The sequence below is a fragment of the Streptomyces gottesmaniae genome (assembly GCF_031845845.1).
GTDB lineage: Bacteria > Actinomycetota > Actinomycetes > Streptomycetales > Streptomycetaceae > Streptomyces > Streptomyces akebiae.
This window is the reverse complement of the sequence record NZ_JAVRFJ010000047.1, coordinates 35,099-56,373: the sequence shown is the minus strand read 5'-3', so window position 1 is coordinate 56,373 and position 21,275 is coordinate 35,099. Positions and strand designations below refer to the sequence as shown.

Sequence of the window (21,275 nt, the reverse complement as noted above, 5' to 3'; positions counted from 1 at the left end):
GGAGCGGCCGGTTCACGCCGGCCGGCGCACCGCCGCCCGGGTCGCGTGCTCGACCGCGGCCCGGGCGAACGCGCGCACGATCGGGTGCGGGCGGCTGCCGTCACCGGCCAGCTCCGGCTGGAAGAGCGTCGCCAGGAAGAAGGGGTGGTCCGGGAGCTCGGCGATCCGGACGTGCCCGTCCTCGTCGTGCCCGGAGAACCGCAGACCGTGTGCGCGCAGGGTGTCGAGGTGACGGGTCGGACCGTACGCGCAGAAGTACCGCTCGACCGACCGTTCGGCGTTCATCACGGACTGCGCGAGCGAACCGGGTTCGATGACGACCGTCCCCTCGTGCCCGACCAGGGAACACGCGAGCGGCTCGATCAGAAAGTCCTCGGCGTCCGGCTCGGTCTCGGCGTGCGCGACCCGGGTGAGCCCGCACCTGTGCCGGGCGTACTCCAGCAGCGCGTGCTGGAAGCCACCGCACGTGCCGAGGAACGGGATGCCCTCCTCCCGTGCGGTCCGGATGGCGGAGAGCACCCCGGCCTCACTGCGGTACGGGCTGCCGGGCACCACCCACACCGCGTCGAAGCCCCGTACGGCCGCCGCGTCGGCCTCGGCGTCCCCGGAGGGGATCCAGTACGCGTCGAGGACCAGCCGGTCGCGTCCGGCGAGCGCGTCGAGGAGGAGCGGGATCCGGCTGTGCGACACGACGTCGGGCGACCGGTCGCCGACGAGGGCCAGCCGGGCGGACCGGGCCGACAGGACGGACTCGGCCGACTGGACGGACCGGGCCGACCGGGCGTGGGAGGCGGACGGGACCGTGCGGGAAGAGGCGGGCTGTGCCGCGTCGTTCGTCATGCCGTCATCCTGGGCGCGGCCCGGACTTCACGTCCAACGATGATTTCCGTACCCCTCATAAGCATCCCTGATGGACCGCCCTGATGGACCGCTGGGCGATGCTGTCCGCCATGGATCCGCATCTGTTGCGCACGTACGTCACCGTGGCCCGGCTCGCCTCCTTCTCCGAGGCCGCGCGCGAGCTGGGCTACACCCAGTCCGCGGTGTCCCAGCACATCGCGTCGCTGGAGCAGGACCTCGGTGCCCCGCTGCTGACCCGGCGCCCCGTCCTGCCCACGGCGGCCGGCGAGCGGCTCCTCGAACACGCCGGCCCCCTGCTGCTGCGTCTGGAGGCGGCCCGCGCCGACGTCGTACGGATCGCGTCCGCGCCCGAGCACGGGCTGACGCTCGCGGTGACCCCGACGGCACTCGGCCCCCGGGTCGTCGCCGCGCTGCCCGCCGCCGGGGTGACCCTGCGGACCCTCGCCCGTGACGAGATCCCGGCGGCCGTCGCCACCGGCGCCGCCGACCTCGGTCTGGTCGACGGGCTCGCCGCCCCCAGCGACCCCCTCCGGCTCCCCGACGTGGCACCCCTGACCACCCGGGGCGTCGGCGAGGAACCCGTCTGCGTCCTGCTCCCCGCAGGCCACCCCTTCGCGCGGCGCCCCGGCCTCCGCCTCACCGACCTCGTCGACGCCCGCTGGCTCGACGCCCCCGGCGCCGGGCTCCCGCTGGACCGGCTCCGCACCGCGAGCGGTACCGGCGGTGTCCGCACCGCCCTCCGCTACGAGGGCACCGACCTGCGCACCCTCACCACCCTCGCCGCCGCCGGACACGGACTGACCGTCCTGCCGCGCGGCTTCGCCTCCGACGTCCCCGGCGCGGTCGCCGTCCCCCTCGTCGCACCCCGTCTCGTGCACCGTACGGAGATCGTCCACGGCGGAACGCCCGGCGGCGCGGCGGCGGCACTCGTGCGGGAGCTGACCGACCCGCGGCCGCTCTGAGCGCTCTATATGACGGGGCGTCAGTCTCACTCGTTCGTGGCTCGTCGAGCCGTGGTGCCCCGGGTAGGTCTCCGGCCGGAGGTGGCGACACCATGGAACAGACCGCGTTGCGGCCCAAGCCCATGCCCGGCGGGGAGTCCGGCGGCGACCGTCCGTCGGGCACCGCCCGGCGCCCGCACGCCGCACCCCGACGCGCCCGGCAACGACTGATCACCCTGCTGCTCGCCCTGGTCACCTGCGCGGCCCTGGTCCTCTCGGGGGTCGGGCTGGGCACGATGGGCGCCACGGTGATCGGCATGAGCAGGCTCGCCGAACTGCGGGAGCGGGCGCCTGGTGAGCCTGGTGCACCGGGCGCCCCAGGCGCTTCCGGCCGCCCGGACGTCGACGGCCGGGCGCGGGACGGCGTCCCCAAGTCGTCGCGGGGTGAGGGGAGTTCGGTGCACCAGGCCATCGGCGCGCCCGCCCGCCCCACGCTCGGTGTCGAAGCCGTCGACGCTCCCGCAGGCGCACAGGGCGGCGGCGCGCTCGTCGTCGGTGTCCACGTCCCCGGCCCCGGCTACGCGGCGGGTCTGGTCCGTGGCGACACCGTCCTCGCCCTGGGCGGCACCCGGACCGGCTCGGCCGCCGACCTCGCGCGGGCCGTCGCCGCCGCGCGCCCCGGGGTGGCCCTGAAGCTCCTCGTGCGGCACGCGAACGGCACCCGGCGGCACCTGGTCGCCGTACCGGGCGTCGTGACCTGACGGGCTCTCACCTCCTCCTCCGCGCGCCGCTGTACGTCGAACGCCTATGCGGCCACTCGGAAGTGACTGGTCAGCCGCCCCTCGTCGTCCAGCACATGGAACGCGAGCCCGGGCGGTGCCTCCCGGTCCGCGGCCGCGTCGCCCTCCCAGGGCAGCCGCAGCGTCCAGGTGACGCCGGGGCCGACGACCAGCGGACGCCCGGCGAAGGTGGTCGCGGCCGGTGTGTGGGCGTGGCCGGTGATGATCCCCGCGATCTCCGGCCGGCGCCCCAGCAGTCGGCCGAGCTTCGCGGGCTGGCCCAGCCGGTACCCGTCCGGCAGCGGGTGGTGGAGCGCCACCGGCGGGTGGTGGAAGGCGAGCAGGACGTGCCGGTCGCCGTCGAGTCCGTCCAGGGTCTCCTCGATCCAGGCGTACGTCTGTGCGTCCAGTTCGCCGTCGTCCTGACCCGGGATGCTGGAGTCGCACATCAGTACGGCCGCGTCCGCGAAGACGTGCACGCCGTTGACCGGTCCGTCGACGGGCGGTTCCCCGAGGAGCGCCTTGCGGTAGGGCGCCCGGCTGTCGTGGTTGCCCGGGCAGGTCAGCACCGGGAAGGGTGCCCCGCCCTCGCGCAACCCCAGCAGACGGGCCCCCTCCTCGTACTCGGCCTCCGTCCCGTGGTCCGCGATGTCGCCGGTCACCAGCAGCGCGTCCACCGGTCCCGGCAGCCCCCACAGCAGATCCCGTACCCGCTCGGCCCGCCGGGTGGCCCGCTCGCTCCCGTCCAGATGCAGATCACTGATGTGCGCGAGTACGAGCATCGTCGTACGCCTCCCTCGGGGCGTTGCCTTAATGGAACGATCGAATACAAGCATTAGTTCTAATGGAGAAGCAAACGACAAGCGTTAGTCGAGGTGGCCGGAGAGGGGTCGCGGACGGCGTGGACCGTGCGGACGGTCCGTGAAACGCGATAGCCGGATCCGCCGCGTCACGGGCACGATGGCGGGATGCTGAGCACCCTTCTCGCCTTCCTCGGCGCCTGCACCCTGATCGCCGCCTCGCCCGGCCCCAGCACGGTGCTGATCATCAAGGAGTCCCTGCGCAGCAGGCGTTCCGGCCTCCTGACCGTGCTCGGCAACGAGACCGGCGTCTTCGTCTGGGGCGTCGTCGCCGCGTTCGGCCTGACCGCGCTGCTGGCAGCCTCCGAGCTGGCGTACGACGTGATGCGGATCGTCGGCGCGATCGTCCTCGTCGTCTTCGGCGCGCAGACCCTGTGGCAGGCGCGCCGGACGAAGGGGCAGCCGGAGACCGTGGGGGAGGCGGCGGAGAAGAGCGGCTGGGCGTCGTACCGCGGCGGGCTGCTGCTCAACCTCGCCAACCCCAAGGCGGCGATCTTCGCGATGTCGTTCCTGCCGCAGTTCGTGCCTGCGGGCGCGCCCCATCTGCCCACCATGGTGGGGCTCGCCGCGCTGTGGGCGGTCCACGAGATCGGCTACTACAGCCTCTACGTCTGGTTCGTCGGCCGGATGAAAGCCGTGCTGTCGCGCGCGGGAGTGCGGCGGCGGCTGGAGCAGGTCTCCGGTGGCGTGCTGCTGCTCCTCGGCGCCCGGCTCGCACTGGAGAGCTGACAGGCGGGCCGTACGACCGTTGACGCCACGCGTCAATCGGCTCGCGTGTCCTGCGGTGGAGGGGCAGGATGCTGCCCGTAGCCCCAGGGAACTCCGAGCACACGGAGGCATGGATGACCGGCACGCCCAGCGACGGCACCGCGACCGCCACGACCGACGCCGGGCCCACGGCCCTCCCGCCCGGTGCGCCGCCCGCCGCCTTCACCACCGACGACCACCTGGCCCGGATGCGGCGCGCGGCGCGGGCCGCGGCGGAATCCGGGCTCGACGGTCTGCTGGTCGCGCCCGGCCCCGACCTGGTGTGGCTGACGGGGCACCGGCCGCCCGAGACCGAGCGGCTGACGATGCTGGTGCTGCGCGAGGGCGAGGACCCGGTGCTGGTGGTGCCCACCCTGGAGGCCCCCGACGCCGCCGAGGCGCCCGGCGGACCCGCGCTGACGCTGCGCGACTGGACCGACGGCGAGGACCCCTACGAGGCGGCCGTCTCCGTCCTCGGCCCACGCGGCCGCTTCGGCGTCAGCGACAACACCTGGGCACTGCACCTGCTGGGACTGCGGCGCCGGCTGCCGGACACGACGTACGTCGCGCTGACCGAGGCGCTCCCCCTGCTCCGGGCCGTGAAGGACGCGGCCGAGCTGGCGCGGATGGCGGCGGCGGGCGCGGCGGCCGACCGCGCGTACGAGGAGATCCGCCGGGTGCCCTTCGCCGGGCGCCGCGAGACCGACGTCGCCGCCGATCTCGCCGATCTGCTGCGGCGGTTCGGGCACTCCCAGGTGGACTTCACCATCGTCGCCTCGGGCCCGAACGGCGCCAACCCCCACCACGAGGCCGGCGACCGGGTCATCGGCCACGGCGACATGGTCGTCCTCGACTTCGGCGGGCTCAAGGACGGCTACGGCTCCGACACCTCCCGCACGGTCCACGTCGGCGAACCGGCCGCCGAGGAGCGCGAGGTGCACGACGTCGTGCGGGCCGCCCAGGAGGCGGGGTTCCGTGCCGTACGGCCCGGCGCGGCCTGCCAGGACGTCGACCGGGCCGCCCGCGCGGTCATCACCGAGGCCGGGTACGGCGACCGCTTCATCCACCGCACCGGGCACGGCATCGGCGTCACCACCCACGAACCGCCCTACATGATCGAGGGGGAGGAACGGCCCCTGGTGCCCGGCATGTGCTTCTCGGTCGAACCCGGCGTCTATCTGCCGGGCCGTTTCGGAGTCCGCATCGAGGACATCGTGACGGTCACGGAGGACGGCGGCCGACGCCTCAACAACACCCCGCGGGAGATGGCGATAGTCGACTGACCGCCCGCCATCCCGCTCTCCCGCACCCCAGATCTCTCAGATCTCCCGACCCCGGACGACGGCGCGACCATGACCCAGGCACCGACACCCACCGCGGACAGCGTCCGCCGGCTGGTCCGTTCCCTGCTGAAGAACGGGGAGGACAAGCCCGGCGGCAAGGGCGGCGACGGCCCCGACGTGCGACCCGTCGCCGGGGACGACACACACGGCACCTGGTGGGTCGGCACCCGCCATGTGCTGCGCCTCGTGACCGACCGGCACGGCGTCGGGCGGCAACGACGCGAACTGCGGCTGCGGGACCTGGTCCGCCCGCACATCGGCGTCGCCGTCCCGGTGAGCGTCGCGCACGGCGAGTGGTCCGGCGGGCTCACCTACACGCTCGACACGCGGCTGCCCGGGGGCACGGCCGAGGAGCACGAGGTGTCCGCCGTGGGCGAGGCCGATCTCGCGGCGCTCCTCACGGGGCTGCGCGAGGTGCCGCTGCGACAGGCCGAACAGCTCGGGGTGCCTCGGCTCGCTCCGCGCCCGCTGGAGGCGCTGCGCACGGCGGCGGCGCGCGCGGCACGGGATCTGGCGGAGGCCGACGAGTTCGACGCGGCGCGGCTCGGACAGCTGACGTCGGCGACGGCGGCGCAGCTGACGGCGCCGGCCGCCGTCCTGGTCCACCACGGGCTCACCGGCGACCACCTCGTCGTCAGCGCCGACGGCCGGGTCCGGGGGGTGCTCGGCTGGACCGACGCGGCCGTCGGCGACCCCGCCGAGGACATCGCCGGCCTCGCAGCGGCCGTCGGCTCACCGGCCGCCGTCCGCGCCGCCACCCTGGCCGGCTACGGCGCCCGCCCCTGTCTGCGCGGCCTCTGGCTGGCCCGCTGCGACACGGTCGTCCACCTCGCCGACGGTCTGCGGGGCCGGCACACCGCACCCCTGCCGGTCCTCCGCCACCGCCTGCGGCGCTCCTGGGAGCCGATCCTGCTGGAGCGGGTGACGGATCTGCGGGGCGAGGACTGAGGACGGGCGCGGACTTCCACAGGGCGCGGACCGGCCAGGGGCGCCCCAAGGCTCGGGGTCGCCCGTCGTACGGCTACCGCGGGCCGCGTGTGGCTGATCGCGCGGTTCCCCGCGTCCCCGTAGGGCCCGCGGCCCGGTTCACGCCACCGCCAGCACCACGCACGACTCCCCGCCCAGGGTCAGCACTCCGTCGGTCCCCGGCGCCTCCACCGGATCCCAGGCCGCGAGGACGCGTGCGTGGGGCACCCCGAGCGGGATCGCGGCCGTCTCCTTGCCCAGGTTCAGCGCCACGAGGACGTCGCCCCGGCGGAAGCCGAACCACCGGGTCTCCTCGTCGAAGGCGACCTTGACGTCGGAGAGGTCGGGGTCGGAGAGATCGGGCAGGGAGTGGCGCAGGGCGATGAGGGTGCGGTACCAGGACAGGACGCGGGCGTGGGGCTCACGCGGGAGTTCGGACCAGTCGAGGCAGGAGCGGGCCCGGGTCGCGGGGTCCTGGGGGTCGGGGACGTCCTCCTCCGCCCAGCCGTGCTCCGCGAACTCCCGGCGCCGGCCCCGCCGTACGGCCTCCGCCAGCTCCGGATCGGTGTGGTCGGTGAAGAACTGCCAGGGCGTGGACGCGGCCCATTCCTCGCCCATGAAGAGCATGGGCGTGAAGGGGCCCGTGAGGACGAGCGCCGCCGCGCAGGCCAGCAGACCGGGGGAGAGGGTCGCCGCGAGACGGTCGCCCTGGGCGCGGTTGCCGATCTGGTCGTGGGTCTGGGTGTAGCCCAGCAGACGGTGCGCGGAGACGCTCGTACGGTCCAGGGGGCGGCCGTGGCGGCGCTCGCGGAAGGACGAGTACGTGCCGTCGTGGAAGAACCCGCCCGTCAGGGTCTTCGCCAGGCCCGCCGGACCGGCGTGCGCGAAGTCCTCGTAGTAGCCCTGGGACTCGCCGGTCAGCGTGGTGTGCAGGGCGTGGTGGAAGTCGTCGTTCCACTGGGCGTGCAGGCCCAGCCCGCCCTGCGCTCGCGGGGTGACGAGGCGTGGGTCGTTGAGGTCCGACTCGGCGATCAGGAACAGCGGTCGGCGCACCTCCTCGGCGAGCGCGTCCACCGCCGTCGACAACTCCTCCAGGAAGTGCAGGGCGCGGGTGTCCTTCAGCGCGTGGACCGCGTCCAGCCGCAGGCCGTCCAGGCGGTAGTCGCGCAGCCAGGCGAGCGCGCTCTCCCGGAAGTACGCCCGCACCTCGTCCGAGCCGGGCGCGTCGAGATTGACCGCCGCGCCCCACGGGGTGTGGTGCCGCTCGGTGAAGTACGGACCGAAGACGGGCAGGTAGTTGCCGGAGGGGCCCAGATGGTTGTGCACGACGTCGAGCACCACCCCGAGGCCCAGCGCGTGTGCCGCGTCCACGAACCGCTTCAGCGCCTCGGGCCCGCCGTACGGCTCGTGCACGGCCCAGAGCGAGACGCCCTCGTAACCCCAGCCGTGCGTCCCGGGGAAGGGGCACAGCGGCATCAACTCGACGTGGGTGACGCCCAGTTCGGCGAGGTGCCCGAGGCGCTCGGACGCCGCGTCCAGGGTGCCCTCGGGGGTGTACGTGCCCACGTGCAACTCGTAGAGGACCGCGCCCGGCAGCCCGCGCCCGGACCACTCCGTACGCCAGGTGTACCGCCCCTGGTCGACAACCGCGCTCAGCCCGTCGGGGCCGTCCGGCTGGCGGCGCGAGCGCGGGTCGGGGCGCACCGGGCCGTCGCCGACGGCGAATCCGTAGCGCGTGCCGTCCGCGGCCTCCGCCTCGACCGTCCACCAGCCCGGCCGGTGCGGATCGCGCTCCATGGCGTGCGTGGTGCCCGCCCGGTGGAGGGTCAGACGGTCGGCCTGCGGTGCCCACACCTCGAACTGCACGGAACGGTTCTCCCTCGGCTGCCGGTCGTGGTCCTGGGTAGTCAGGGGGTTGCTCGTCCATCGTGCTGCAAACGAGATCGACGCGCGCCACGATCGGCTCTTTTGCACGCGCGAGTCGTACCGTCCTCCGGCATGTCCGCAGATGGTCACCGTTCACGGGTTGTCTGGACACCTCCCGCCTCGCTGACCGACAATCACCAGCGTGACGTCGTCCTTCGAGTTCCACACGTACCCCGCGCGGCTGTCGGACGCGGAGCGCGACCGCGCGCTGAGGGTGCTCCGTGACGGCGTCGCGCTGGGCCGCCTGTCACACGACACGTTCATCCGGCGGATGGAGCTGGCGCTCACCGCCCGCCGCTCCGACGAACTCGCCGCGCTCACCGCCGACCTGCCCGTCGAGAACCGCTGGTCCCGGCTGGTGCTCGGCACCGTGGGGCGGGTCTCCGGTTTCGGCGTGAAGCTGCGCCGGGCCTGGCAGGCCGAGCGGCTCCCCAAGCTCCAGCTGCCGCACCCGGCGAGCGGCCACGCCCTGCGGATAGGCCGCGATCCGGCGAGCGGGCTCCGGCTCAGCCACGAGACGGTCTCCCGGGTGCACGCCGAGCTGAGCCGACAGGGCGGTATGTGGATCCTGCGCGACCTCGGCTCCACCAACGGCACCACCGTCAACGGCCGTCGGGTGATCGGCGCGGCCGTCGTCCGCGACGGCGATCAGGTGAGTTTCGGCCGTATGGTCTTCCGCCTCTCCTCGGAATGACCTTGTGACCGACCCCACGGCAAAGCTCTGGCCTGGGATTTACGCAGCGAGTTTGTCAACTTCCCTTCCGTTCCGGAGTGTTGACGTACGTTCTCGGCCATGACTGACTGTGCTTACGCCATGCACACCAGGTGAACCGACGGCACCACATTCGTGGAGGTGTGCCCTGCCGCCACTCCTCCGCTATCCGACCGTGGACGAGTCGTACGCCCGCGCCGCCGCACTCGTCGCCCGGCATCCGCACCGCGCCCGACTGCGCCGCGTGGGCACCTCACGGGCGGGCACACCGATGTGGTTGCTCTCCGTCGGACGCGGCAGCCGCCACACCCTGATCGTCGCCGGCCCGCACGCCAACGAGCCCGTGGGCGGCGCCACCGTCCTCCGGCTCGCCGAACGCGCCCTGGCCGACCCCCGGTTGAGCGACGCCGCCGACACCACCTGGAACCTGCTGCTGAGCCTCGACCCCGACGGCTCCCGCCGCAACGAGGGCTGGCTGCGCGGCCCGTACACCCTCGGCCACCACTTCCGGCACTTCTTCCGCCCCGGCTTCCTGGAACAGCCCGAGTGGCTGCCCGACGGCGCGGCCGGCGCCGTGCTGCCGGAGACCCGCGCCCTGCTCGACCTCCAGGACGAGCTGCGGCCCTTCTTCCAGTGCTCGCTGCACGGCGTCGACGTGGGCGGCGGCTTCGTCGAACTGACCCGGGACCTGCCGGGCCTCGCCGAACGCGTCGCCCACGTCGCCGCCCGCTTCGCCATCCCGCGCGAGCTGAGGCCGTACGACACGCTCTACTGGCCCTGCCTCGGGCCCGCCGTCTACCGCATCCCGCCCCCGCGCCGGGGTGATCTGGCCGCCGCCATCACCGAGGCGGCCGTCGAGTCCACCTGGTTCCACCCGCACCGCCACGGCACGGTCACCGCCGTCGTCGAGGCGCCGATGTGGGGCGTGGCCGCCGTGGAGGACGCCTCCCCGGCGCCCGAGGCCGACGCCGTACTGCGCACCGTCAGCCGCGGCCTGCGCCGTGACACCCGGCTCCTGGAGGACCTCCTCACCCGCGTCCGCCCCTTCGTGAGCGGCGCCCCGGACGCCGCCCGGTTCCTCGCCCCGGTCGACGACTACGTCCTGGTCGGACCGGGCCTCGCCGACTCCTGGGACCCCGACGTCCACGACGGCGCCGCCCGGCCGCTGCCCCCGCTCGACACCGCCCGGCTCACCACCCTCGCCATCTCCGGCCGCCGGGTCGCCCTGCGCACCGCCGGACTGCTGCACCAACTGGTGACCCGCGCCGGGCACGACCCGGTCGGCGCACTGCCCGAGCTGGACCGCCTGATCGACCAGTGGTGCGCCGACTACCGCGACGGCTACGGGGCCCGTTGGATCCCCGTCGCCCGCCAGGCGGAGTACCAGGCCCGCGTCGTCCTCGCCGCGTTCGAACTGGCGGCCGGGCGCCCGCACCTGCCGGGGCCCGCCCCGCAGGCGCCCTGCCCGGACACCCGTGCGGACTCCCATTCGGGTGAGCAGGGATGGAGTTCCGAGCCCGCCGTGCCGATGCACCGGGAATGACGAACCCCACCCACGCGGTACGCGGCGGACTGCTCGCCGCCCTCGCCCTCCTCACCCTCGGCGCCTCGGCCCCCGACCGCGCGAGCGCCGTCCAGGGCGACTGGCTCTACGTCACCCTCACCCGGGGCGACGACCGCTCCTCCGACACCCGCGGCACCCTCCTTCTCTGCGACCCGCCCCAGGGCCACGGCCGAGCCGCCCAGGCCTGCGCGGAACTCCGCCGGACCGACGGCGACATCACCCGCATCCCCCATCGGAACTCCATCTGCACCGAGATCTACGCCCCCGTACGGGCCACGGCGGAGGGCCAGTGGAGCGGCAGGCCGGTCACCTACGAGCAGACGTTCGCGAACCCGTGCGTGATGGAGGCCCGCACGGGAGCGGTGTTCGCCCTGTCGGACTGACGACCGCCCGCTCCCTCAGGGGCCGGGCAACCGCGCGACCGGCCACCGACGGCCCGCGGCCGCCCGCCGACACGACGAGGCACAGCGGGTGGGCGCTCAGCTCCCCACCCCGTCCCGCGCACACGACGCGGCCGCCAGCACCGTACGAACCTGATGCTCCACCTGGTCGCCCACCGGTACCCACCGGGCACGGAACCGGTCGGTGAAGGACTCGCACCACTCGGCGACGAGCTCCTCCAGGAGGGGCACCCCCGGGTCGTCGGCCTCCCTCAGCACCCGCAACAGCATCGCCGCCGCCCGCAGCGGAAGCCGCCGTCCGAAGGCGTCCACACTGCCCACGTACGCCGTCGAAAGATCCGGCGGCGGCCCGTCCCTCCAGTCCCGGGCCAGCCCGGGCACCAGCGCCAGCGCCCACCGGGCGGCCCGCAGCAGCGGCCCCTCGGGGCCAGGCAGCCGGGGCAGCGCCTCGGCGAGGACCCCTTCCACCCGGCCCGCGTCCGTCAGGAGCCGCCTGGCCAGGTGCCGCAGCGCCGCCGCCGGGGCCGGGTGCGGGGCGGTGTCGTCCACCAGGTCGCTCGCCCACATCGGCACCTCGACGACCGCCGTCAGGCCGCCGTACCGGTGGGCGTGGTACCAGGTGCTGTGCCGGGCGTCGTCCGGCATGCTCGGGTACGCCGCGAGGCCGCCGGGCCGCGGCATCACGAACACCCCGGGCCCGGAGACGGGCCAGCCGGCGGCGTCGGAGGCGCCTCTCTCCACCGGTATGCCCAACTCGGCCGCGGACTTGGCGAACGGCTCGGCGAGCCCCGGTACGTCCTTCGTCAACTGCACCCAGCTGCCGCCCAGATCGGTGCCGTGCAGGGTCACCTGGAGGTAGGGCCGCAGCTCGTCCAGCACCCCCATCAGGGCGTGCGTCTCGGGCGGCAGCCGGTCCGGCGGCAGCACGGACGGCGACCACTCCGGCTGCTCGGGTCCGGCCGGCCGGAAGAACCCGAGGTGGTAGTCGAGGAGCGTGCGCGGCAGGGCGGTGGTGTGCAGGCTCGCCCCGTCCGGGTCCGCGCAGAGCACGAAGTGCCAGGACACGCCGGACCGCAAGGCCCGTTCCCGCACCACCCGTTCGGCCAGGGCGAGCACCGTGGAACCGCCGGTCGGCTCATTGGCGTGGGCGCCCGCGACGACCAGGACGGCGTGTCTCGCGTGCCCCACGGACAGCAGCCGCAGCGGGCGGCCGGCCCGCGAAGAGCCGATGCTCCGCAGGGCGCACAGCCCCGGCCGACGGGCCGCCAGGGTTCTCGCGGCCGACTCCAGTTCAGCCACCGTGGGATAACCGAGCTCCGACAGCAGACCCACCCCCGTCCCGTCCGACTGGCACCAGCGTCCGCGCGCCCGGCCCGGCCGAGCGGGGGACGTACCCAGTGTCCTCGCGCGCAAGGGGCGGCTCCCAGGGGCGCCCAGTCGCATTCACCGTCGTCCGGTACGGGAGCCGTCGCTCCCCGCCGCCCCCGTCGCGGGGCGTCGCCGTCACGTGCCGACCCGCTCCAGCAGCGTGACCGGCAGGGTTCCGAAGAGTTCCTCGACCCGTACCTCGCCGGTGTACTCCCGCTCTCCGCCGAGCACGTCGGCCCAGCGCCCCTCGGGCAGCGCCAGCCGGGTGTCACGCCAGCCTCCGGCCTGCGCCAGGCGCAGCGACAGCCGGGTCACCGCCGTGACCACCTCGCCGGAGCGTGTGAAGGCCGGACAGTGTTCGGCGCCCTCCCCCGCGCCGCCCCCGTCGCGGGGCGTCGCCTCACGTGCCGACCCGCTCCAGCAGCGTGACCGGCAGGGTTCCGAAGAGTTCCTCGACCCGTACCTCGCCTGTGTACTCCCGCTCTCCGCCGAGTACGTCGGCCCAGCGCCCCTCGGGCAGCGCCAGCCGGGTGTCACGCCAGCCTCCGGCCTGCGCCAGGCGCAGCGACAGCCGGGTCACCGCCGTGACCACCTCGCCGGAGCGTGTGAAGGCCAGACAGTGTTCGGCGCCCTCCCCCCGCGCCGCCAGCGGCGCGTACGTCGCCGCGTCCCCGAAGACCTCCGGCCGTCGCCCGCGCAGCCGCAGCGCCGCCTCGGTGAGCCGGAACTTCTCCGATCCGTCCTCGTGCGGAGCGAAGGCCCGCCGGTTGTCCGGGTCCACCAGGGCCCGGTACTCGGCCTCCGTCCCCTGGTACACGTCCGGCACCCCCGGCATCGTCAGCTGCACCAGGGCGGCGCCGAGAGCGTTCGCCCGCACATGGGGCGCCAGCTCCTCGCGCAGCGCGGCCACCCTGGCGTCCACGGCCGGCCCTCGTGCGACGAAGTCCGCCACCTCCTGCTCGTACGCCGGGTCCTGCTCGGTCCAGGAGGTGTGCAGCCCGGCCTCCCGCACATGCTTCAGCAGGGCCCCCTGAAGCCGTTCACCGGCGGCCGGACCGAGCCCGAACGCCGTCTGCCAGGCCGCCCACGCCAGCTGCGGATCCGGCACTCGCGCACCGTCCCCCGTCACCTCCGCCAGCAGGTCGGCCCACCGCCCCGGGCACTGCGCGAGCACCGCGATCGCCGCCCGTACGTCCGCGCTGCGCTTGGTGTCATGGGTCGACAGCACGGTCCCCGTGGCCGGCCAGTCGCGCTGCACCCGCGCGCAGTAGGCGTGGAAGTCCTCGGGCGACACGGCCGGGCGTCCCGGATCGCCGCCCACCTCGTTCGCCGACAGCAGCGGCACATAGCGGTAGAACGCCGTGTCCTCCACCGACTTCGCCCGCAGCGCCGACGAGGTCTGCGCGAACCGGGCCCGGAACTCCACATGGTCCGGCCCGTCGCCCCGGCCCAGCACCAGATCCCGTACGGCGTCCACCGACCGGGCCTCCTCGGGCACCACGAACAGCGCGCGCGCCTCGGCCGCGGCCGCCTCGGTGACGACGAGGGAGGGGTCCTCGGAGGTGTACGGCCGGTACACCTCCATCTGTGCGAGCAACTCGCACAGCGCGGTGCGCAGCGCCCACGGCGCCTGGTCGCGCAGCGCGAGGTCGGCGGAGCGCTCGCACAACCGGTGCGCCACCCGGGTGAGCCGTTCCACCTCCGCCACCAGCTCGTGCGTGAGCACCCGGTACGCGGCCCGTCGCACGGTCGCGTCCCACTCCCCGCCCCGGTCGGACTGCGCGTCCGTGAAGTGCCGGTACCCGCCCAGCAGCTCACCGGCCCCGGCCGGATCGGTGAACAGCCCGTCGACGTGCCGCAGCGCGTCGTAGCCGGTGGTCCCCGCGACCGGCCACGCCCTGGGCAGCGTCTCCCCGTCGGCCAGGATCTTCTCGACGACGGTCCACCGCCCACCGGTCGCCTCGTGCAGCCGCCGCAGGTAGGCGTCGGGATCGGCGAGCCCGTCGGGGTGGTCGACCCGCAGCCCGTCGACGACACCCTCGTCCAACAGCTGGAGGACCTTCGCATGGGTCGCGTCGAACACCTCCGGCTCCTCGACCCGCACCCCGATCAGCTCCGAGATGCTGAAGAACCGCCGGTAGTTCAACTCCGTACGGGCCAGCCGCCACCACGCCGGCCGGTACCACTGCGCGTCCAGCAGCTGTGGCAACGGCAGCTTCTCGGTGCCCTCCCGCAGCGGGAACACGTGGTCGTAGTACCGCAGCTCCCGCCCGTCCACCACGAACTGCTCGATCTCCGCGCCCAGCGGCCCGCCGAGCACCGGCAGCAGCACCCGGCCGCCCTGCGCCTCCCAGTCGATGTCGAACCACCGCGCGTACGCCGATCCCGGCCCCTCCCGCAGCACCTCCCACAGCGCCCGGTTGTGCCGGGGCGCCATGGCCATGTGGTTGGGGACGATGTCCAGGACCAGCCCGAGTCCATGGGCGCGCGCGGTCCGGGCCAGCTCCCGCAGCCCCTCCTCACCGCCGAGTTCGCCCCGCACCCGCCCGTGATCGACCACGTCGTACCCGTGCGACGACCCCGGCACCGCCTCCAGAACGGGGGAGAGATGCAGATGGGAGACGCCGAGCGAGGCGATGTACGGCACGGCCGCCGCGGCGGCGGAGAAGGGGAACCCGGGCTGGAGCTGAAGCCGGTAGGTGGCGGCAGGCACGACAGAGGTCATGGGGTCCTACGTACCCGCTGGGCGGGTTTTTGCGCGACCTGACACGCGACGCGCTCTAAGCCGGCCTCCTGAAGACCACCAGGCTCCGGTCCACCAACCGCACCCGCTCCCCGGCCGCCACCTTCGGCCCGTCCACCGGAACCGCGTCCTCCCGCCCCGTGTCCACCACCATCTGCCACTGCGGCCCGTGGTTCACCGGCACCACGAAGTCCAGTTCCGCCGCCGACGCGTTGACCATCAGCAGGAACGAGTCGTCGCTGATCCGCTCGCCGCGCGCACCCGGCTCGGAGATCGCGTTCCCGTTCAGGAAGACGCTGAGCGCCCCCGCCTGTGACGAGTCCCAGTCCCGCTGCACCATCTCCCGCCCCTGCGGTGTGAACCACGCGATGTCCGACAGCTCGTCGTGCGTCCCCTCCACCGGCCGGCCGTGGAAGAACCGCCGCCGCCGGAAGACGGGATGGTCCTTGCGCAGCCACACCATCGCCCGTGTGAACTCCAGCAGATCCCCGTAGACCTCCGCGCTCTCTCCGTCCTCCGCATCGGGCCAGGGCACCCAGGACAGCTCGTTGTCCTGGCAGTAGGCGTTGTTGTTGCCGCCCTGGGTCCGCGCGAACTCGTCGCCGTGGCTGAGCATCGGCACGCCCTGCGACAGCATCAGCGTCGCGATGAGGTTCCGCATCTGCCGGATCCGCAGCGCGTTCACCGCGGGGTCGTCCGTCTCGCCCTCGGCCCCGCAGTTCCAGGACCGGTTGTGGCTCTCCCCGTCCCGGTTGTCCTCGCCGTTGGCCGCGTTGTGCTTCTCGTTGTAGGAGACGAGGTCCCGCATGGTGAACCCGTCGTGGCACGTCACGAAGTTGATGGAGGCGAGCGGGCGTCGTCCGTCGTCCTGGTAGAGGTCGGAGGAGCCGGTCAGGCGGGAGGCGAACTCCGCGAGCGTCCGCGGCTCGCCCCGCCACAGGTCCCGCACGGTGTCCCGGTACATCCCGTTCCACTCGGTCCACAGCGGCGGGAAGTTCCCCACCTGGTAGCCGCCCTCGCCGACGTCCCAGGGCTCGGCGATCAGCTTCACCTGGGAGACCACCGGGTCCTGCTGGACGAGGTCGAAGAACGACGACAGCCGGTCCACCTCGTGGAACTGCCGGGCCAGGGTCGCGGCGAGGTCGAAGCGGAACCCGTCGACGTGCATCTCGGTGACCCAGTACCGCAACGAGTCCATGATCAGCTGCAGCACGTGCGGGGACCGCATGAGCAGGGAGTTGCCGGTGCCCGTCGTGTCCATGTAGTAGCGCGGGTCGTCCGTCAGCCGGTAGTACGACGGGTTGTCGAGGCCCTTGAAGGAGAGCGTGGGGCCCAGGTGGTTGCCCTCGGCGGTGTGGTTGTAGACCACGTCGAGGATGACCTCGATCCCGGCCTCGTGCAGTGCCCGGACCGCCGACTTGAACTCCAGCACCTGCTGACCCCGGTCGCCCCAGGAGGCGTACGCGTTGTGTGGGGCGAAGAAGCCGATGGTGTTGTAGCCCCAGTAGTTGCTGAGGCCCATGTCGGCCAGCCGGTGGTCGTTCACGAACTGGTGGACGGGCATCAGCTCCAGCGCCGTCACACCCAGCTCGGTCAGATGTTCGATGATCGCCGGGTGGGCGAGCGCCGCGTAGGTGCCGCGCAGTTCCTCGGGCAGCCCCGGGTGCCGCATGGTGAGGCCCTTCACATGGGCCTCGTAGATCACCGTGTGGTGGTACTCGGTGCGGGGCCGCCGGTCGTCGCCCCAGTCGAAGTACGGGTTGACCACGACCGAGGTCATCATGTGCGGAGCCGAGTCGAGGTCGTTGCGCTCCTCGGGCGCGCCGAAGTGGTAGCCGTACACCTCCTCCCCCCACTTGACCGAGCCGCTGATGGCACGTGCGTACGGGTCGAGCAGCAGCTTCGCGGAGTTGCAGCGCAGCCCCCGCTCCGGCGCGTACGGGCCGTGCGCACGGAAGCCGTACCGTTGGCCCGGCATCACGCCGGGCAGGTACGCGTGCCGCACGAACGCGTCCGTCTCGCGCAGTTCCACCGCCGTCTCGGAGCCGTCGTCGTCCAGCAGACACAGCTCTACTCGATGCGCGGCCTCCGAGAAGACCGCGAAGTTGGTACCGGCGCCGTCGTACGTGGCGCCGAGCGGATACGCCTGTCCAGGCCAGACCTGCATGGATACGACTCTTCCAGTTGTCGCGCGCCGCTGGGGCGACTCCGGGTGGAGTCTCCCCCAAACTGACGGAACCTCCTAGGACATACGTCCCTCCTGCCCAGCGGTGGCCACATCGTGACGCTCCGAGGGCCACCGGTGTCGGCTCCCGGTGGCCCGATCGCTATGAATCGCCTCACTCCTCGGGCGGTGGCTGACCGGAACAGCCAAGTGACGTGCGGTAGTTGAGAAACGACCTGTCCATCCGGCTGTATCGTCACCCGCTACCGGAGTACCCTTCCTTGATCGTTGAGTAGGGGTGAGCTCAGGGGAGCGGAAGGCGGTGTGTGGGTGGGCTCGGGAGGGCTGGAGTTGCCTCCTGGTGACGCGGGCGACACGGGTCACGAGGGGGACCCCACAGATGTCCCACCCGGCGCGGTGTCCCTGGCGCGGCCGATGGAGCGGGGCTCCATCGGCCCGGAACTGGACTGGAACGCCGACGCCTGGCTCGAAGTGCGTACGCGCGCCCAGCGGGCCGGCCGGGCCTACATCTGGCTGAACCTCGTCGAACAGCGGTTGCGCGCCGTGGTGGCCGCCGTGCTGCGCCCCATCTACGAGCCCGTCCACCACGACGACTGGGTGGTCGCCGCCGCCGGACCCGCCGGACAGGAGTGGGTGCAGCGGGCCGTCGCGGTCCGCGAGGTCAGCCGCCGCAAGGGCTATCTGCTCGACCCCGCCGACGACAACGTGCTGAGCTTCCTCACCCTCCCGCAGCTGCGCGAGCTGATGGTGCAGCACTGGCCCTGCTTCGAGCCCTACCTCGACGAGCGGCGCGACGTGGAACTGGCCCTGGACGAGCTGGAGGTCACCCGCAACGTCGTCTCCCGCAACCGGGCCCTCTCCGAGGCGGTCCTCGCCCAGGCCGAGCGCGCCTCCGCGAAGCTGCTGGAGATCCTGGGAGCCGGCAGCGACGTGCCCTCCGCGCGCAGGCTGCCCGTCGACGCGGTCGAGGACCTCGTCGGCGACCGGTACGCGGACGTCGTCGGCGTCCATCCCGACCGGGTGCGGCTGCTGCGGCAGTTCCCCGCCGAGGACCTCTTCGGCGGTGCCCGCCGCCTCGACGCCATCGGCATAGGCCTGAACCTCCTCGTGCAGAACTTCTCCGGGCGGCGGCTGGTACGGCTCGCCGAGTCCGGCTGCCGGGTGCGGCTGCTCTTTCTCAACCCCGCCTCCAGCGCCGTGAAGCGGCGCGAGCGCGAACTGGGCATAAAGAGAGGTGAGTTGAGCCGAGCCGTGGAGATGAACATCCTCCATATGCGCCGGGTCCGCTCCCGGCTGCGCGACCCCGACGCCTTCGAGATCCAGGTCTACGACGAGACCCCGCGCTTCACCGCCTACCTCGTCGACGGCGACGGCACGGACGGTGTCGCGGTCGTCCAGACCTATCTGCGGCGCACCCGGGGCATGGAGGCGCCCGTCCTCGTCCTGCGCGGCGGCAACCGGGTCCTCAAGGCGGACGAGAACGGCGAAGTCGGCCTTTTCGATACATACCGCGAGGAGTTCGAAGTGGCGTGGGCGGACTCCCGACCGGTGTCGTGAAGCGCGCCCCGACGCCGTGCCGACGGGCCCGGAGCGCGGGGAAGCGGAATGCGGTCCTCGGATTGTCAGTGGCCCATGCGATGGTGGTCGTCACTGGGGGAAAGCACCACCAAGAAGGGGGGCCAGCATGGGTTGGCACCGGCAGCTGCTGATCGGCTTCGACCTGGAGACCACCGGGACGGACCCGCGCGAGGCGCGCATCGTCACGGGCGCGGTGATCGAGGTCAGGGACGGGGAGCCGGTCGGACACCGGGAATGGCTCGCCGACCCCGGCATGGAGATCCCGGCGGAGGCGGTGGCGGTGCACGGCATCACCAACGCCCGTGCGACGGCCGAGGGCAGACCCGCCGACCAGGTCGCCGACGCCATCGCCGACGTCCTCGTCTCCTACTGGAAGACGGGCGTCCCCGTCGTGGCGTACAACGCGGCCTTCGATCTGACCCTGCTCTCCGCCGAGCTGCGCCGGCACGCCCTGCCGTCCCTGCGCGACCGGCTCGGCGGCCTCGACCCGGCGCCCGTCATCGACCCGTACACGATCGACCGCTCCGTGGACCGCTATCGCCGCGGCAAGCGCAACCTCGAAGCGGTCTGCGGGGAGTACGGCGTGCCGCTGGACGCGGCGCACGACGCCTCGGCCGACGCCCTGGCCGCCGCCCGGCTCGCCCGTGCGATAGCCGGGCGCCACCCGAAGGTCGCCGCCCTCGGCCCGGCCGAGCTGCACCGCCGCCAGATCGAGTGGTACGCGGAGTGGGCCGCCGACTTCCAGGCCTTCCTGCGCCGCAAGGGCAACCCCGAAGCGGCCGTGGACGCGATCTGGCCCCTGCGCGAGCTGGAGGACGAAACGGTATGACCGGCACGGAGATCTCCCTGCGCGAAGTACGCGACAGCGACCTGCCGTTCTTCTGGAGGCACTGGTCCGATCCCGAGGCACAGCGGGTGGCCGCCTTCACCGGGGCGTACCAGTACGACCGGGCGCTCTTCGACGCCCACTGGGCGAAGCTCCGCGCCGACCCCGAGGTGCTGAACCGCACGGTGGTCGCCGACGGTGCGGTCGTCGGCTCGATCGCGGTCTTCGGCCCACCGGACGAACGCGAGATCACCTACTGGATCGACCGCGCCCACTGGGGCCGGAACATCGCCACGGCCGCCCTCACCGCCCTGATCGACCTCGTGCCCACCCGTCCCCTGCACGCCTGTGCGGCCGCCGACAACACCGGCTCGATCCGTGTCCTGCAGAAGTGCGGCTTCGTCATCACCGGCCAGGACCGGGGCTTCGCCCGGGCCCGCGACGCCGAGATCGACGAAGTGGTGCTCATGCTCCCGGCCGCCTGAGCCGGTTGCCAGCCCGGATCAGAACGGGTACCAGCGGACCGTCTCGTCCCCGTCGCGCAGCGAGGCGACGCGGCGTTCGAACTCGGCGGCCGCCGCCGGGTTGCTCGGCGCGTGCTGGGCCACCCAGGCGCAACTCGCCGTCTCACGGGCGCCCCGCAGCACGGAGCAGCCCTCCCACTCCCGCACGTCCCAGCCGTACGTGGCGGTGAAGGCGTCGTAGTCCGGCGTCGGCAGGCCGTAGCGGTCGTGGGAGAGGGCCATGACGACGAGGTCGTGTTCGCGGAGGTCGCCGGAGAAGGTCTCCAGGTCGACGAGGACCGGGCCGTCCGGGCCGATGTGGACGTTGCGGGGGAGCGCGTCGCCGTGGATCGGCCCCCGTGGCAGGTGCGGGGTGAGTGCGGCCGCGGCCGCCGCGAACCCGTCCCGGCGCTCACGGAGATACGCCGCGTCCGCCGGGTCGATCGCGTCACCGGCGAGGCGCAGCCAGCGCTCCACGCCGCCGAGGAGCTCACGGCGGGGCAGGTCGAAGGGCGGCGTGGGCAGCGCGTGGACCAGCCGAAGGAGTTCGGCCAAATCGCGCGGTCCGGCGGGGCGTACGGGATCGGGCAGGCGGTGCCACACCGTCACCGGATGTCCCTCCACCAGCAGTGCCTTCGCCTCGGCGGCCCGCACCGCCGGGACGCCCGCCTCGGCGAGCCAGGCGGCGACGTCCAGCTCGCGGCGGGCCCGGTCGAGGAGTTCGGCGTCGCGGCCCACCTTGACCACCAGGTCACCGGCGGCGAACACCGCGTTCTCGCCCAGCGCGAGCAGCCGTGCCGTGCCGGCCGCGCCGGGCAGCACCTCGGCCGCGACCAGTACCTCCCTGGCCCGTGCCTCGTCCATCCGCCGCCTCCCTGTCCGTACCGCCGACGCCGCGCTCGTGGCATCGGGTTCACGCCATCTGGGGGACAGTCTCGCATTCGCACAGGTCGGACCCGGTGCGCGGTGCCT

At 73.4% G+C, this 21,275-nt stretch carries 18 protein-coding genes and 1 pseudogene; 11 read left to right on the top strand and 8 right to left on the bottom strand.

Annotation, left to right across the window (positions count from 1 at the left end):
• Positions 1-12 precede the first annotated feature (12 nt).
• A complete protein-coding gene (locus RM704_RS38030; RefSeq protein WP_078937268.1) occupies positions 13-840 on the bottom strand; it encodes a CTP synthase C-terminal region-related (seleno)protein in 828 nt (275 codons plus the stop codon).
• Between the two features lie 110 nt (positions 841-950).
• Here RM704_RS38030 and RM704_RS38025 point away from each other — a divergent pair, with 110 nt between their 5' ends.
• Both RM704_RS38025 and RM704_RS38020 read left to right on the top strand, forming a co-directional pair.
• A complete protein-coding gene (locus RM704_RS38025; protein ID WP_033529495.1) occupies positions 951-1,823 on the top strand; it encodes a LysR family transcriptional regulator in 873 nt (290 codons plus the stop codon).
• A 92-nt stretch (positions 1,824-1,915) separates the two neighbouring features.
• A complete protein-coding gene (locus tag RM704_RS38020) occupies positions 1,916-2,563 on the top strand; it encodes a PDZ domain-containing protein (RefSeq protein WP_033529484.1) in 648 nt (215 codons plus the stop codon).
• A gap of 44 nt (positions 2,564-2,607) precedes the next feature.
• Here RM704_RS38020 and RM704_RS38015 read toward each other — a convergent pair whose 3' ends face one another.
• The gene (locus RM704_RS38015) at positions 2,608-3,363 is read right to left on the bottom strand and encodes a phosphodiesterase (RefSeq protein WP_078937267.1); all 756 of its coding nucleotides are present in this window, start codon (positions 3,361-3,363) and stop codon (positions 2,608-2,610) included.
• 186 nt (positions 3,364-3,549) lie between these two features.
• Here RM704_RS38015 and RM704_RS38010 point away from each other — a divergent pair, with 186 nt between their 5' ends.
• The 3 genes from RM704_RS38010 (at position 3,550) to RM704_RS38000 (ending at position 6,479) form a co-directional block, all read left to right on the top strand.
• Positions 3,550-4,170 carry a LysE family translocator gene (locus RM704_RS38010; protein ID WP_033529483.1) on the top strand — a complete coding sequence of 207 codons (621 nt, stop codon included), beginning with the start codon at positions 3,550-3,552 and terminating at the stop codon, positions 4,168-4,170.
• A gap of 227 nt (positions 4,171-4,397) precedes the next feature.
• The gene (locus RM704_RS38005) at positions 4,398-5,471 is read left to right on the top strand and encodes an aminopeptidase P family protein (protein WP_052146237.1); all 1,074 of its coding nucleotides are present in this window, start codon (positions 4,398-4,400) and stop codon (positions 5,469-5,471) included.
• 69 nt (positions 5,472-5,540) lie between these two features.
• Positions 5,541-6,479: an aminoglycoside phosphotransferase family protein gene (locus tag RM704_RS38000; RefSeq protein WP_033529481.1), complete on the top strand. Its 939-nt coding sequence runs from the start codon at positions 5,541-5,543 to the stop codon at positions 6,477-6,479.
• 138 nt (positions 6,480-6,617) lie between these two features.
• Here the strand turns inward: RM704_RS38000 and treZ are convergent, their stop codons facing one another.
• The gene (treZ, locus tag RM704_RS37995; RefSeq protein WP_033529480.1) at positions 6,618-8,363 is read right to left on the bottom strand and encodes a malto-oligosyltrehalose trehalohydrolase; all 1,746 of its coding nucleotides are present in this window, start codon (positions 8,361-8,363) and stop codon (positions 6,618-6,620) included.
• 202 nt (positions 8,364-8,565) lie between these two features.
• Between treZ and RM704_RS37990 the strand changes: the two genes are divergently transcribed.
• The 3 genes from RM704_RS37990 to RM704_RS37980 all read left to right on the top strand — a co-directional run bounded on the left by RM704_RS37990 (position 8,566) and on the right by RM704_RS37980 (position 11,082).
• Positions 8,566-9,117 carry an FHA domain-containing protein gene (locus RM704_RS37990; RefSeq protein ID WP_033529479.1) on the top strand — a complete coding sequence of 184 codons (552 nt, stop codon included), beginning with the start codon at positions 8,566-8,568 and terminating at the stop codon, positions 9,115-9,117.
• Positions 9,118-9,310: 193 nt separating this feature from the next.
• Positions 9,311-10,678 carry a M14 family zinc carboxypeptidase gene (locus RM704_RS37985; protein WP_311592436.1) on the top strand — a complete coding sequence of 456 codons (1,368 nt, stop codon included), beginning with the start codon at positions 9,311-9,313 and terminating at the stop codon, positions 10,676-10,678.
• The gene (locus RM704_RS37980; RefSeq protein WP_033529478.1) at positions 10,675-11,082 is read left to right on the top strand and encodes an SSI family serine proteinase inhibitor; all 408 of its coding nucleotides are present in this window, start codon (positions 10,675-10,677) and stop codon (positions 11,080-11,082) included. The genes RM704_RS37985 and RM704_RS37980 overlap by 4 nt, the downstream gene beginning before the upstream one ends.
• A 96-nt stretch (positions 11,083-11,178) precedes the next feature.
• On the opposite strand, the gene RM704_RS37975 is transcribed toward RM704_RS37980, so the two are convergent.
• The 4 genes and pseudogenes from RM704_RS37975 to glgX all read right to left on the bottom strand — a co-directional run bounded on the left by RM704_RS37975 (position 11,179) and on the right by glgX (position 17,378).
• The gene (locus RM704_RS37975) at positions 11,179-12,432 is read right to left on the bottom strand and encodes a M14 family zinc carboxypeptidase (protein ID WP_033529477.1); all 1,254 of its coding nucleotides are present in this window, start codon (positions 12,430-12,432) and stop codon (positions 11,179-11,181) included.
• A 171-nt stretch (positions 12,433-12,603) separates the two neighbouring features.
• Positions 12,604-12,840 (bottom strand): annotated as a pseudogene (locus RM704_RS37970) (hypothetical protein); the annotation flags it as partial.
• A gap of 28 nt (positions 12,841-12,868) precedes the next feature.
• A complete protein-coding gene (gene treY, locus RM704_RS37965; RefSeq protein WP_033527591.1) occupies positions 12,869-15,193 on the bottom strand; it encodes a malto-oligosyltrehalose synthase in 2,325 nt (774 codons plus the stop codon).
• A 55-nt stretch (positions 15,194-15,248) separates the two neighbouring features.
• Positions 15,249-17,378 (bottom strand): glycogen debranching protein GlgX, encoded by a 2,130-nt coding sequence (glgX, locus tag RM704_RS37960; protein ID WP_033527590.1) that lies wholly within the window; start codon positions 17,376-17,378, stop codon positions 15,249-15,251.
• A gap of 327 nt (positions 17,379-17,705) precedes the next feature.
• Between glgX and RM704_RS37955 the strand changes: the two genes are divergently transcribed.
• The 3 genes from RM704_RS37955 to RM704_RS37945 all read left to right on the top strand — a co-directional run bounded on the left by RM704_RS37955 (position 17,706) and on the right by RM704_RS37945 (position 20,285).
• Positions 17,706-18,953, top strand: a complete 1,248-nt coding sequence (locus RM704_RS37955) for a DUF5919 domain-containing protein (protein WP_033527594.1) — start codon at positions 17,706-17,708, stop codon at positions 18,951-18,953.
• A gap of 127 nt (positions 18,954-19,080) precedes the next feature.
• Positions 19,081-19,803, top strand: a complete 723-nt coding sequence (locus tag RM704_RS37950; protein ID WP_033527589.1) for a 3'-5' exonuclease — start codon at positions 19,081-19,083, stop codon at positions 19,801-19,803.
• Entirely contained in the window at positions 19,800-20,285 is a 486-nt protein-coding gene (locus RM704_RS37945) for a GNAT family N-acetyltransferase (RefSeq protein ID WP_033527588.1), read from the top strand. The genes RM704_RS37950 and RM704_RS37945 overlap by 4 nt, the downstream gene beginning before the upstream one ends.
• An 18-nt stretch (positions 20,286-20,303) precedes the next feature.
• Here RM704_RS37945 and RM704_RS37940 read toward each other — a convergent pair whose 3' ends face one another.
• Positions 20,304-21,167 (bottom strand): phosphotransferase enzyme family protein, encoded by an 864-nt coding sequence (locus RM704_RS37940; RefSeq protein ID WP_033527587.1) that lies wholly within the window; start codon positions 21,165-21,167, stop codon positions 20,304-20,306.
• Between the last annotated feature and the right edge of the window lie 108 nt (positions 21,168-21,275).